The 13,067-nt window shown below is 56.6% G+C and carries 13 protein-coding genes; 8 read left to right on the forward strand and 5 right to left on the reverse strand.

The annotated features are described in order from the left end of the window. Positions 1–114 precede the first annotated feature (114 nt). Genes ACR0L9_RS11870 through ACR0L9_RS11890 form a run of 5 tightly spaced genes read left to right on the forward strand, consistent with a single transcriptional unit; the run spans position 115 to position 4,784 of the window. Positions 115–612, forward strand: a complete 498-nt coding sequence (locus ACR0L9_RS11870) for a flagellar basal body-associated FliL family protein (RefSeq protein WP_480895721.1) — start codon at positions 115–117, stop codon at positions 610–612. A 9-nt stretch (positions 613–621) separates the two neighbouring features. Beyond that, positions 622–1,134 carry a hypothetical protein gene (locus ACR0L9_RS11875; protein ID WP_480762721.1) on the forward strand — a complete coding sequence of 171 codons (513 nt, stop codon included), beginning with the start codon at positions 622–624 and terminating at the stop codon, positions 1,132–1,134. Continuing rightward, the gene (locus ACR0L9_RS11880; protein ID WP_480895722.1) at positions 1,131–1,724 is read left to right on the forward strand and encodes a MotE family protein; all 594 of its coding nucleotides are present in this window, start codon (positions 1,131–1,133) and stop codon (positions 1,722–1,724) included. The genes ACR0L9_RS11875 and ACR0L9_RS11880 overlap by 4 nt, the downstream gene beginning before the upstream one ends. Positions 1,725–1,770: 46 nt before the next feature. Next, complete coding sequence (gene motA, locus ACR0L9_RS11885; RefSeq protein ID WP_170408548.1) at positions 1,771–2,640, forward strand: flagellar motor stator protein MotA; 870 nt, start codon at positions 1,771–1,773, stop codon at positions 2,638–2,640. Next, entirely contained in the window at positions 2,637–4,784 is a 2,148-nt protein-coding gene (locus ACR0L9_RS11890) for a tetratricopeptide repeat protein (protein ID WP_480895723.1), read from the forward strand. Before motA ends, ACR0L9_RS11890 begins: the two co-directional genes overlap by 4 nt. A 680-nt stretch (positions 4,785–5,464) precedes the next feature. Here ACR0L9_RS11890 and betB read toward each other — a convergent pair. Continuing rightward, positions 5,465–6,919, reverse strand: a complete 1,455-nt coding sequence (betB, locus tag ACR0L9_RS11895; RefSeq protein ID WP_480895724.1) for a betaine-aldehyde dehydrogenase — start codon at positions 6,917–6,919, stop codon at positions 5,465–5,467. Between the two features lie 203 nt (positions 6,920–7,122). Between betB and ACR0L9_RS11900 the strand changes: the two genes are divergently transcribed. Further along, positions 7,123–7,440: a hypothetical protein gene (locus ACR0L9_RS11900; protein WP_370644326.1), complete on the forward strand. Its 318-nt coding sequence runs from the start codon at positions 7,123–7,125 to the stop codon at positions 7,438–7,440. 6 nt (positions 7,441–7,446) lie between these two features. Here ACR0L9_RS11900 and ACR0L9_RS11905 read toward each other — a convergent pair whose 3' ends face one another. Together ACR0L9_RS11905 and trhO are read right to left on the reverse strand one after the other, a co-directional pair. Continuing rightward, positions 7,447–7,947 (reverse strand): potassium channel family protein, encoded by a 501-nt coding sequence (locus ACR0L9_RS11905; protein ID WP_480895725.1) that lies wholly within the window; start codon positions 7,945–7,947, stop codon positions 7,447–7,449. 64 nt (positions 7,948–8,011) lie between these two features. After that, positions 8,012–8,917, reverse strand: coding sequence for an oxygen-dependent tRNA uridine(34) hydroxylase TrhO (trhO, locus tag ACR0L9_RS11910; RefSeq protein WP_480895726.1), 906 nt, complete (start codon positions 8,915–8,917; stop codon positions 8,012–8,014). Between the two features lie 96 nt (positions 8,918–9,013). Here trhO and pncA point away from each other — a divergent pair, with 96 nt between their 5' ends. Beyond that, positions 9,014–9,607, forward strand: a complete 594-nt coding sequence (pncA, locus tag ACR0L9_RS11915; RefSeq protein WP_170515163.1) for a bifunctional nicotinamidase/pyrazinamidase — start codon at positions 9,014–9,016, stop codon at positions 9,605–9,607. Positions 9,608–9,610: 3 nt separating this feature from the next. Here pncA and ACR0L9_RS11920 read toward each other — a convergent pair whose 3' ends face one another. After that, positions 9,611–10,141 (reverse strand): hypothetical protein, encoded by a 531-nt coding sequence (locus tag ACR0L9_RS11920; protein WP_170514119.1) that lies wholly within the window; start codon positions 10,139–10,141, stop codon positions 9,611–9,613. 164 nt (positions 10,142–10,305) lie between these two features. Between ACR0L9_RS11920 and pncB the strand changes: the two genes are divergently transcribed. Beyond that, the gene (gene pncB, locus ACR0L9_RS11925; protein WP_480895727.1) at positions 10,306–11,598 is read left to right on the forward strand and encodes a nicotinate phosphoribosyltransferase; all 1,293 of its coding nucleotides are present in this window, start codon (positions 10,306–10,308) and stop codon (positions 11,596–11,598) included. On the opposite strand, the gene ACR0L9_RS11930 is transcribed toward pncB, so the two are convergent. After that, positions 11,595–13,046 carry an aldehyde dehydrogenase family protein gene (locus ACR0L9_RS11930; protein ID WP_480895728.1) on the reverse strand — a complete coding sequence of 484 codons (1,452 nt, stop codon included), beginning with the start codon at positions 13,044–13,046 and terminating at the stop codon, positions 11,595–11,597. The two genes, pncB and ACR0L9_RS11930, sit on opposite strands and share 4 nt — an antisense overlap. Positions 13,047–13,067 lie beyond the last annotated feature (21 nt).

Genomic DNA, 13,067 nt, shown 5'->3' on the forward strand with positions numbered 1-13,067 from the left:
CCTCCGACTCACCGACATTCTGTGCGGCTCTGCCCTTGTTTGGACGATTGCCCTTAACAATCGGTTAGTCCCTGAGGGGTTATGACGGTTGCCGAACAGATTCATGAGGACGGCATGACCGACGCAACTGCAGATGAGGTGGAAGCCCCTAAAAAATCAGGGAAAAAAGGCTTTATGCTTGGGCTGATTCTGGCTATCGCGGGCGGTGTTGGCGGCTATTTCATAACTGCATCCGGCCTGCTTCCCATAGGTGGGTCCGAGATGGTGAAAGAAGCCAAAAAGAAAGGCGAAGACGCTTCCGTAAAGGCACTTCCCGATGTGAAATTTGTCGATCTTCCGCCGGTGATCATCTCGGTCAAGTCAGATGATTCGCGACATTTGAAATTTCACGCGCAGCTTGAAGTGAATGCGGGCTACGCCGCCGAGGTTGAAAAGATGCAGCCGCGAATCATGGACGTTCTGAACAGCTATTTGCGCGCCCTTGAGTTAACCGATCTGGAAGATTCTCTGGCTTTGATGAGGATCCGCGGACACCTGCTACGACGCATTGGGATCGTCGTTGGCGAAGGCCGCGTGCGTGACGTTCTGGTCATGGAATTTGTACTGAATTAGGAGGCGATGGTGGAGTTGATTGCCGATATTCTGCTGGTTGCGGGCGCTCTTGGGGCTGGTCTGTATTGTTTCGTTCTGTCGCGACGCCTGAAGCGGTTTACCGATCTTGAGAAGGGTGTGGGTGGCGCCGTTTCTGTGCTGTCCTCGCAAGCAGAAGAGTTGCGAAAATCGCTGGATAGCGCGCGTCAGGCTTCGGATGATTCCGGCACCGCGTTGCAGACGCTGACCGAACGGGCAGAAACCGTCGCACAACGGTTGGAGCTTATGATGGCCTCGATGCACGATGTCGTTCAGGAAGAGCCCTCTGAGCCAGACGCTCCCATGGATCAGCCAGATGACGCACCTGCTGAGGACAGGTCTGAGCAGCCCGGCGAAGCACAAGAAACTGCATCCGATCCGTCTGGTGAACCAACTGAGGTCTCGACTGAGCCATCGGAAGCACCACCAGAGCCGCCCGCAAAGAAACCAGAAGGCCTGATGTTCTTTCGGCACGCCGCTCCATCTGGCGGAGCAGCGAAATGAGTCGCAACCGGGCAAAAGCGCCTGATCGCCGAGCGCGCGGCGGTGTTCTGACCGTCATTTCCTTGCTGATGGTCGGCTCTGCGATTATTCGCATCGGGCTTGAGGCCGGGCCTGCACTTGCCCGCGGCGCGGAACCAAACATGGCCTCGCCCGACGGTGGTGAACGCAAAGAGGCGAATGCGGCAGATCTACAATTGCTGCTTACGGAACTATTGCGCCGTCAAAAGACTCTAAACCAGCGTGAAAGCACGATTTTGGACCGGGAACGGGCGCTCGACATTGCTGATCAGGCCATCGAAACCCGGCTCACCATGCTGGAGGACGCCGAGAACGCTCTGCGTGAAACGGTGGCGATTGCCGAAAAGGCCGCCGAAAACGATCTGACACAACTGACTGACGTGTATCAGAGCATGAAGCCCAAAGATGCCGCCGCGTTGTTCGAAACGATGGACGCGGTATTCGCCGCTGGCTTCCTGTCTCGCATGCCACCGGAAGCTGCCGCTGAAGTTATGGCCGGTCTCAGCCCCGAGGCTGCTTACACCATCAGCGTGATCATGGCCGGGCGCAATGCACGTGCCCCACAGGAATGACCCTCATGGCCATATCTATCTGCACCCTCAACGCTGGAGGCCTTTCATGATCGGGCTCATCGGAATTGCCGTCATCTTTGTCATGGTATTCGGCGGCTACCTTGCCGCAGGCGGCAAGATGGCCATCATTATGAAATCACTGCCCTTCGAGATGATGATGATCGGAGGGGCCGCAGTCGGCGCATTTCTGATCAGCAATGATATCGGCGGCGTAAAACACACCGCCAAGGATATCGCGAAAGTTTTTAAAGGACCCAAATGGAAGCCCGAGGATTATCGCGATCTGTTATGCTTGTTGTTCTCTCTGATCCGGATCGCACGCGCGAACCCGGTCGAGGTAGAACAGCACATTGAAGAGCCAGGAAGCTCATCGCTATTTTCCGCATATCCCAAGATTCAAGCCGACAAAGAAGCGGTGGATCTGATCTGTGACACCATGCGCTCGGCGGCGATGAACTATGACGACCCGCACCAGGTTGAGGAGGTGCTGGAAAAGCGGATGGAGGCGAACTTCCACCATGCCATGCATTCAAGCCACGCGCTGCAAACCGTTGCTGACGGGTTGCCCGCCCTGGGGATCGTGGCCGCCGTTTTGGGTGTGATCAAGACGATGGGATCAATCGACCAACCACCGGAAGTTCTGGGTAAGCTGATCGGCGGCGCGTTGGTTGGGACGTTTCTGGGGGTTTTTCTGGCTTATGGATTGGTGGGTCCTTTCGCGGGCAAGCTGAAATCTGTTGTTGAAGAAGACAACCACTTTTACCAACTCATCAAAGAGGTTCTGGTGGCTAATCTTCACAACCACAACGCGGCCATGTGTATTGAGGTCGGCCGCCAGAACACACCGACCCACAACCGGCCCGGTTTCTCGGAACTTGAAGACGCGCTTAAGGAACTCAAGCAGGCTGCAGCATGATCCGCGCATTGTCTTTGGTCTTGCTCGCATGGGGCACAAGCGCGTCAGCACAGGCTTTGACCGTGCGATCGGGCGAGCATGAGGGATACACGCGTCTGGTGGTACAGGTCCCCTCTGGCACCGGTTGGATGTTGGATCCGGTCGAGAACGGCGCGCGGCTGAGCATTGGCATCGATACTGCGACATTCAACACTGCAGCTGTCTTCGACCGTCTGTCGGGGAACCGTCTGCAATCGCTTCAACAGGTCGGGCCAGGTGCAGCGTTGGAGATGACTTTTGGGTGCGACTGCGTGGCAACGGCGTTTCTGCATCGCCAAACTATGGTGGTCATAGATATCGCACCCGGCCAGGGTACACCTGCAAATGACCCGGTAGAGCCAGAGGCGCTTCCCAGGACTGCAAGTATCCCGGCCCCAAAACCCTTACCTACTGATATTCCAGCCACCGAACTGGCCTTGCCTTTGCTGCAGTTAAATCAACGAAATTTTGAGGAGCAGTTGGCATCACGTATATTGCAAAGCGCTGATCGAGAGGTTGTTGATCTTGAACTGGCAGGTGTCGGAAGCAGGGAATCGTCCAGTTTTGGGCCGCTGCGATCTTCGGAAAAGCTGGTGCCAAATCTGCGACTGTCTTCGGTGCTCGATGAGGTTTCGGGGCTGAGCAATCAGGCAGTTCCTCAGATTGATAGCAAACCGGAATGTATCACGGACAGCGAACTGGGTTTTGAGACATGGTCGGGCGCTCGATCATTTTCCGAGGATGTGGCCGAATTGCGGGTCGGGTTATTTCTGGAATTCGATCGTGTCGACCAGGCGTATGCAATGGATTTGGCGAAGCTCTACACGTATTTTGGGTTCGGTGTAGAAGCGCACCAAGCCCTGTCTTTGTTGTCGGAGACCTCGGTTGAGCAGCGCAGAGTAGCGGCCATCGCATCAGTGATGGACGGGTTGCCTGCGCCGACGCCGAACCCTTTGGAAGGACAGCAAAGATGTGATGGTGCCGCCGCACTCTGGGCGCTTTTGAGTAAGGGTAAACTTCAATCCGATGCGCATGTGAAGGCGATCGAACGCAGTTTTGGTCGGCTGCCGTGGCATCTCAGGCAACATCTCGGCCCGGATATCGCCGAGATGTTTGTCTCGGCAGGCCGACTTGAAGTATCGCGCCGGATCTTGCGTGCGGTCGAACGGGTCTTAGAGGACGAACCCGCTGATGTAACCTTCGCCCAAGCCAAAATCGCGGATGCTGCAGGGGATACCGATACAGCAGAAACGCTGTTGACCGAGGTCATATCGGCGCCCGATGCCGCGACCGATGCGCCGTTGGCACTTGCGCGGTTGATCGAAAAGCGGTGGTCGGACCGGGGTACGGTCTCGCCCCGCGACCTCGATTTAGCTGCAAGTTATGCGCGCGAGCTTCGGAAGTCCGAACTTGGCCCGATGTTGGCGCGTGCACACGCTTTGGCGATGGCTTTGTCGCAGGATTTTACCGGAGCTCTTGCCAGTTTTGAGGATGTCTCGGATTCCGACGAATGGCAGAGGACACGAGATCAGGTATTCCAATTGCTGGCGGAGCGGGCGGACGACATTACTTTCCTGCGCCATGTGATGGAATTGAAGGACAAGCGACGCAACGCGCTGGCGGTCGAAACTGCCGTATCCATGGCAGAGCGATTGGCTGACCTTGGGTTTTCAGCGCAGGCTTACGCGCTGGCAAACCGACCGCAAGATCGGGAACGCAGCCGTGATCGTGCTCGGCTTCGGGCAAAGGCGGCTCTGATGGACAACCGTCCCCGTCAGGCGCTGCTGGAAATCGCGGACGATTCCTCGGACACCGCACAAGAGTTACGCGCCCAGGCCATGATGCAAACACAGGATTTCGATGCCGCCGCGCGCGCATTACAGGCAGGCGGGAAGCACGAGATGGCCGATCGATACAACTGGTTGGCGGGCTCCGGCGGTGCGGATGAAGCGAGGTCAAACACCTTCACCGATTTGTCCCGCATCCGAACATCCCTGATCAAGCCTGTTGCGCGGCAGCCGGACAAGCCGTTGTCGGACGCCGCAATGCTATTACAGGACAGCACCATCGCACGCGCGCAGATCACTGAAATGCTTGAGACAGTGCGCGCAATCGACCCGAACTGAACCTTGGAAGTCTGTTCTTGCAGAGACAAGTGTAACTGCTTTGGCCTGTAGGCTGATAGACGCCAAAATCAGCCTCTAACAAAGGTATTGAATTCATTTGGACTTCCTATGCGCCAATCCATGATGCCCATGGGACAGTGGCGGTAAACTCAGTGAACGTGTCGAAGATCTACAGCTGGCTCAATGATCATTCAGGACCACCGCACGCGTTCAAGTGTGCTGGTTCTTGGACAACTCTATCTGAGATTACGATCACCACATCTGCCCTTGGTAAACCGGGCCGAGTGACTCGGACTTTCTGAAACCGTATTCCAGGGCACTACGGTTGCCACATCGGGATCCGGCAGACCCGCCCCAGAAATGTGTTCAGCCCAGATGCGAACATGCTCCGCCAAAACAATCGCTACAATTGGCATTGCGTATTGTGCCGGGGACATGGTCTGGGGTTGGCCCGAAGATAGCTCGCCCTTTCCAGCATCGCCACGTCAATCCAACCAAACTTGGCCAGTTGATAAAGGATCAAACTGCACCGATCACAAAAGCTTGGGCGTGTGTTTTCACAGGCTGATCTCCGGTTTGCGGACGAGGCGTCTTGAGGAATTTAGCCATATGTACGAACCAGCATGTGCTCTGTCCCCGACGTGAACTGTCAAGAACAGAGACTATTCAACCGGATTTACTCAGTATGGGGCCTCCACATCATTCATCGAGACGTAGACTGTCTTCATCTCGCTGAAGTGGTTGATTGCCAGTTTCGAGTTCTCGCGACCGACGCCCGACATCTTGGAGCCGCCGAAAGGCGCCTCAACCGGGGCCAGGTTATAAGTGTTGATGTAACAAGTCCCCGCCTCAAAACCTGCCACGATGCGGTGGGCGCGGGTTAGGTCGTTGGTGAAGACGCCGGCGGCCAGACCGAATTCAGTGTCATTGGCACGGGCCAAAACCTCTTCTTCGGTGTCGAAGTCCAGCACCGACATCACGGGGCCGAAAATCTCTTCGCGCGCGATTGTCATATCGTCCTTAACATCGGCAAAAACCGTGGGCTGCATGTAGAAACCATCGCCTTGGACCCGTTCGCCGCCATAGATCAGCCGCGCGCCTTCGGCCCTCCCCTTTTCGACATAGCCAAGCGCGATATTCATTTGGTTTTCGCTGACCATCGGGCCAAAGTTGACCTCTTCATCCATCGGGTCGCCGATTTTCGCCGTAGCAAGGCGTTCAGACAGGCGCTTAAGGAACGCTTCCTTGATTCCCTTTTGCACAAAAACTCGAGTGCCGTTGGAACAGACCTGTCCCGAGGAGTAGAAATTTCCCAGAATGGCGCCTGACACGGCATTTTCGATGTCGGCGTCGTCGAACACGATCATCGGGGACTTGCCACCCAATTCCATGGTGACATGTTTCATGCCATCGGCGGCAGCAGCGTACACCTTGCGGCCCGTTGGACCCGACCCTGTTAGCGAGACCTTGGCCACTCGGGGGTCGGTCACCAGGCTGGCGCCTACATCACCGTAGCCCTGAACAACGTTATAGACGCCTTTGGGTGCACCTGCCTCGATCAGAATCTCGGCTACTTGCAATGCCGACAGCGGAGTAGTCTCGGAAGGCTTGAAGATCATTGTGTTTCCGCACGCCAACGCCGGGGCACCCTTCCAGCAAGCGATCTGCGTCGGGTAGTTCCATGCCCCAATGCCCACACAAACGCCCAGCGCCTCGCGGACGGTATAGACAAAATCCCCGTCTGCCAGAGGGATATGTTCGCCGGTCAGCGAGGCCGCCAGACCACCAAAATACTCCAGCGCATCCGCGCCGCTGGTAGCGTCGGCCACCAGCGTTTCCTGCAGAGGTTTGCCGGTATCATGGGTTTCGATGATCGATAAGTCACGATTGCGATCCCGCATGATGTCGGCCGCGCGTCGCAGCACACGGCCTCGCTCGGTGCCCGATAGGGCAGCCCAGGCCGCTTGGGCCGATTTTGCACTGTTTAGAGCCTTTTCAACAATCTCAGGCGTGGCGGAATGTAGCCGTGCGATGACCTCTCCGGTGGCGGGGAAGATAACGTCGATGGGCGCGCCATTGGTGTCCTCGACATACTCGCCATTGATGAAGTGGCTGGCCTTGGGTTGAAACTTCATGCCGGTTCCCTTTGTGTTCAGAAATCTCTTTAGGCAAAGAGATCGCGTACGTTGAGGATCGAACTATCGATTATTGACTGATCAGTCAATCAAGTCGCAAATTGGCAGGATCTCGCCTAATACAAAGGGTCTTCCCTTGAAACGAAAGGTTAATGTTCTATTTATGTTCTACATAGTCAGAGAATTACCCGATGGCCCAGAACATGCGAAATTCCGCCCTGAGCGGCCCGACAAACGACTATCACCTGCTGCCAGTTACAGATCGGCAGATGCGCTTTGCCCGCGCCATCGCGCAACAATCAGCGCTTGAGATTCCGGTCGAGGCCCAGCGTGACCGCAAATCCCTGTCGGACTGGATTTCAGCCCATAAGCCGCATGATCCGTCGCCCTTTGCAAACTACCCAACAGGTAAGCAGGTTGCTTTTGCCGAACGTATCTCGCGCAGCAAGCGCCGCCCGATCCCGTCCGAGTGTTTCCGCGACAAACAAATGATGTCGCGCTGGATCGATCATAATAAATAAATCGCTCTATTTGCCGTGGTTGCGCGCGTATAGCGCGACGGCGGCGGCCACAAACATGCCCAACAGGATGTAACCCGTCACAGCCTCGGCCACAGCCAGCCCACGGCAAAAGCCGGTTGGGGACATGTCCCCATATCCGACCGTTGTGAAGGTGACGTATGAGAAATATAGAATATCGGCTGGCCCTTCGGCGCCGATCACACAATGGTCTTTATATCCAAACGCGCCGTAGACGGCTGCGAAAAGGAATGGCACGACCTGGATGAAGGACACCCCCATCAGGAACAACAACCTCCGGGGGGATTTCACCTGGGTCATGTAGTACCAGGACTGCGAGGCGATCCAGATTAGAAGGCCTACCGAGGAAAGCGTGCCAATGGTGTCGCCTGCAGTGGCTTCGTTCAGGCGCGACAGACCGTACCACGCAAGAAAGCTTGCCAAGACCAGTCCAAGCGCCGCCAGCAAAGTTGATTTCCATTCTTCCAGGGTTCTGGGTTCGTGGGTCATGAGCGCTCCGTCGGTTGGGCTTGCGCACAATCATCCGATTTCAAACGTGGCCTGCAAGCTGATTTCAGTCAGAACCCAGATGTTCCTCGCCCCGCGCGCGGGCCAGCTGTATCTGCTTTTGCCGCTCGCGAAACCGCGCCTTGTCCTGTTCTGAAGTCTCATTGATACACCGATGGCAGGATACGCCATGCTCGTATTCAGGGCGTTTCACATCTTCGGGCAGGATCGGGCGACGGCAACCATGGCATAGCTTGTGCGGCCCCTCGACCAGACCATGACCAACTGAGACGCGGTTGTCGAATACAAAACACTCACCCTGCCAAGTGCTGTCTTCGGGTGGCGTTTCTTCCAGATACCTCAGGATGCCACCCTTCAGGTGATAGACATCCTCGACCCCTTGCCCCAGCAGATAATTGGTGGATTTTTCGCACCGGATGCCACCGGTGCAGAACATGGCAACGCGTTTGTTGTGAAAGCGGTCCTTGTTCTGTTCCCACCACGCCGGGAAATCGCGAAAACTGGCTGTTTTAGGGTCTATTGCACCCTCAAACGTGCCAATCGCCACCTCGTAATCGTTGCGGGTGTCGATCACCACCACATCATCTGATCGGATCAGCGCGTTCCAGTCCTCAGGCTCGACGTAATTCCCGACATTTGCGCGGGGATCGACATCGGGCTGGCCCATCGTCACGATCTCTTTCTTCAACCGCACCTTCATCTTGCCGAAGGGCGGGTGGTCCGAAGTCGCCTCTTTCCACTCAAGATCACTGCATCCTGGCAACGCACGGATATGAGCCAGAACCGCATCGATACCTGCGCGGGGTCCGGCGATGGTGCCATTGATCCCTTCTTGCGCCAGCAGCAGGGTGCCTTTCACCGACTGCGCGCGGCAAAGCTCGTGCAAAGCTGGGCGCAGCGCATCTGGGTCGGGAAAACGCGTGAAATGATATAGGGCAGCGATTGTGTACATGTGGGCGATCTAATGCCCTTGGCAAAAACACACAAGAGACCGGATTGACGATACCCGCTGCGCACCATACCGATAACACGACTTTAGGAGGCCAGCATGTCCCACGCCCTGCTCGTTATCGATGTTCAGAATGACTTCTGCCCAGGCGGCGCGCTTGCCGTTGCCGGAGGGGACGAGATCGTCGCACCGATCAATGCGATCATGGATACCTTCGATACGGTGATCCTGACACAGGATTGGCACCCGGCGGGGCATTCTTCATTCGCCAGTTCTCATACTGGCAAAGCGCCGTTCGAGATGATCGACATGCCTTATGGCCCTCAGGTCTTGTGGCCCGATCACTGTGTTCAGAGCAGCGCAGGCGCGAACTTCCATGCGGATTTGCGAACAGATGGCGATCTGATCATCCGCAAGGGATTTCGCAGCGCTATCGATAGCTATAGCGCGTTTTTCGAAAACGACCATTCCACGCCCACTGGTCTAAAAGGCTATCTTGAGACGCGCGGGATCACGCAGCTGACCATGGTCGGTTTGGCGACAGATTTCTGCGTGCATTATTCGGCGGTAGATGCGGCACAGCTGGGGTTTGATGTCACTGTCTTAAGCAACTTGTGCCGCGCCATTGATATGGACGGATCTTTGGCTGTCGCAGAACAGGCCATGCGCGCAGCAGGTGTGACACTGGCCTGAGGATCAAAGCGCGGCACCATGCTCGGCCAGCAGTTTCAGAAACACAAACAGGATCACGGCAAGACCTAACGCGAAACCGATACGCCCAGAAACCGTGCGACGCTTTGGACGCACTGGTCTTGGGCGTGGCGCTTGCAATGGTCGCTCGGGCATTTTCCGGTTCACGGTCCCGGGCTTTGCGGTCCTGATATGGCCCAAGAAGTGATGGAAATCGAACTCACCACTATACTCTCCCTGGACACCCATATTCCGGATATTCGCAAAAAGCCGCTTTAGGATCAGGAGGCGATCTTCAGCCTCTTCTGGCCGAAAATAACCTCGGGCAAGATGCCCATCCGACTCGTCCAGGCTAAATCCTGATTCCAGAAATATTCTGCGAATCTTGGGCGATGCAGCGCGCAAAGCGTCTGCCGTCTTGATATCCCTGAACCGCGCCCGCACCGGGGGCCGCCCAGTTATCGATGTTTGCCCATGCTCAGGATCAACCTCATCCGGAGCTATTGCAACAATGTCAAAATCGTACTCGAGACTCATTCACTAACTTCAACCTTCAGTTCCATCCCCACCCCTCACTAAAGCGTGAAGGAAACCCACAATAAGCCCGTAATGTGTTCTGTCGTGGGCATTGTTCCCAATTCCGCGACTCTTGCCATTTCGTGCTCCGATTGATCTAACAACGGAAATTGCAGGAGGTCCCCATGGTCGATATCGCGACGCGGGTCTACAATCATAAATGGAAGATTGACCCGATTATCCGGTCATTGATCGACACAGATTTCTACAAACTGCTGATGTGCCAGTCAGTGTTTCGAAATAAGCCCCAAACCGATGTGGTGTTTTCGCTGATCAACCGGTCGAATCACGTGCCATTGGCCCGTTTGATCGATGAAGGCGAGCTGCGCGAGCAGTTGGATCACATCCGCTCGCTAAGTCTGAGTCGTGGGGAAAGCACGTGGTTGCGGGGCAATACATTCTACGGCAAGCGTCAGATGTTCCGCCCGGATTTCATGGAATGGTTCGAGAACCTGCGCCTGCCCCCTTACCACCTGGAGCGTAAGGGTGATCAGTATGAGCTGACCTTTGAGGGTAAGTGGCACGAGGTCATGCTATGGGAGATCCCGGCGCTGGCCGTACTGATGGAATTACGCTCACGCGCGGTTCTGAACGATATGCGCCGGTTCGAACTACAGGTGCTCTATGCCCGTGCAATGACACGCGTATGGGAAAAGATAGCCCAGCTTCGCACTATTGAGGGGCTTGGGATCGCGGATTTCGGCACGCGGCGGCGGCATTCCTTCCTTTGGCAGGACTGGTGTGTGCAGGCCATGATTGAAGGTTTGGGCTCGTCCTTTACCGGAACGTCCAACTGTCTGATCGCAATGCGACGCGAAGTTGAGGCTATTGGCACCAACGCACATGAACTACCTATGGTGTATTCTGCGCTCGCCGAAGACGACGCCGCGCTTGCGCAGGCGCCCTATGACGTCCTTAGCGACTGGCACGAGGAACATGATGGAAATCTGCGCATCATTCTGCCCGACACGTATGGCACCAAAGGGTTTCTGGACCGCGCGCCTGACTGGCTGGCAGGCTGGACCGGCATTCGCGTTGACAGCGGCGACCCCGCTACCGGCGCAAAAATCGCAATAGACTGGTGGAAATCACGCGGCGAAGACCCGACGCAGAAGCGGGTTATTTTCTCGGACGGGTTAGATGTGGACAAGATACGCGAATTGCACGCTCAGTTCGCGGATCAAACCAATGTCTCGTTCGGCTGGGGTACGTTGCTGACCAATGACTTCCGCGAACTTGTACCGAATGACGCATTGGCTCCCTTTTCGCTAGTCTGCAAGGCGGTCTCGGCCAATGGCTACCCGACGGTCAAACTATCTGACAACCCACAAAAGGCGATGGGACCCGCCGAGCAGATTGAGCGGTACAAGCGCGTCTTTGGCGTTGGAGCGCAGGAGCCGATCGAAGTGATCGTTTAGCCGTGGTAGGCCGCAACCGTTTTCAGTTGTGAGAAACCATAAAGTGCCTCGAACCCTTTTTCGCGGCCGTGGCCGGATTTTCCAACGCCGCCAAAAGGCAGCTCGACACCTCCGCCCGCGCCGTAGTTGTTAATGAACACCTGCCCCGAACGCAAACCCTTGGCCAGCCGCATCTGCCGCCCACCATCTCGGGTCCAGACGCTGGCAACAAGGCCATATTCGGTGCTATTTGCTATGGTTAGAGCCTGTTCCTCGGTGTCAAACGGGATCAGAACCTGTACGGGGCCAAAGATCTCATCCCGCGCCAAGGCATGATCGGGCGGCACATCCGAGAACAATGTGGGCCGGACATATGCGCCGGATTCGGGTGCGCCAGCCGCAATCTGGCCCTCGGCGGCAATCGCCAAGTCCGAGCCTTGGTGAAGGAAACCGGTCACGATTTCTTTTTGCCGTGTTGAGATCAGCGGACCGACGCGCAAATCCCGGACCGCCGGACCAACGGTGAGTTCTTGATAGGCAGTCGCCATACGGGATTTCACCGCATCATAAACACCGCGCTGCACCAGAATGCGCGAAGAGGCCGAGCAGGTCTGGCCCGCATTCTGTATACCCGCATTCACCAGATACGGCAGCGCGGCATCCAGATCGGCGTCATCGAAAACCAGTTGCGGCGACTTGCCGCCCAGTTCCAGTGTCACCGGAACAACGTTTCGTCCCGCCGCCTGCTGAACCAACGCGCCTGTCGCGACCGAACCGGTGAATGAAATGTGATCCACACCCGGGTGTGCCGACAGGGCCGCGCCCGCCTCAGCCCCCAGGCCGGGCACCACATTCAGGGCACCAAGCGGAAGGCCCGCCTGTATCGCCAGATGCGCGAAGGCCAGTGCGGTCAGGCAGGCCTCTTCCGCCGGTTTCAGAACACAGGCGTTACCCATTGCCAGCGCCGCCCCGACAGAACGGCCAATGATCTGCATCGGATAATTCCACGGCACGATGTGGCCGGTCACACCATGCGGCTCGCGCAACGTGTAGACGGTATAGCCATCCAGATAGGGAATGGTCTCGCCCATCACTTTATCCGCAGCGCCACCATAAAATTCGCAATACCGCGCCAATGCTACCGCATCTGCCCGCGCTTGGGTCAGCGGTTTGCCGACATCCATCGCCTCTAGCTGTGCCAGTTCATCCACTCGGTCCAGAACCAGTTGCCCCAGTCGGGTGAGAATACGCCCACGCTCCAGGGCCGTCATGCGACCCCAATCGCCATCGCACGCGGATCGGGCGGCCTGCACCGCAGCGTCGATATCGGTTTCGCCACCTCGAGCGATCTGGCAAATTTCGGAACCGTCCGAGGGATTCACCAGCGGCAAGGTTTGACCTGACGCGGGCATTTTCCATTCTCCGCCGATCAGGCAAAGGTTGGGATCGAACCAGAGGGGGTTAGTCATCGGAAGCTCCAATATCAGGCT

The organism is Ruegeria sp. I3 (assembly GCF_056532525.1).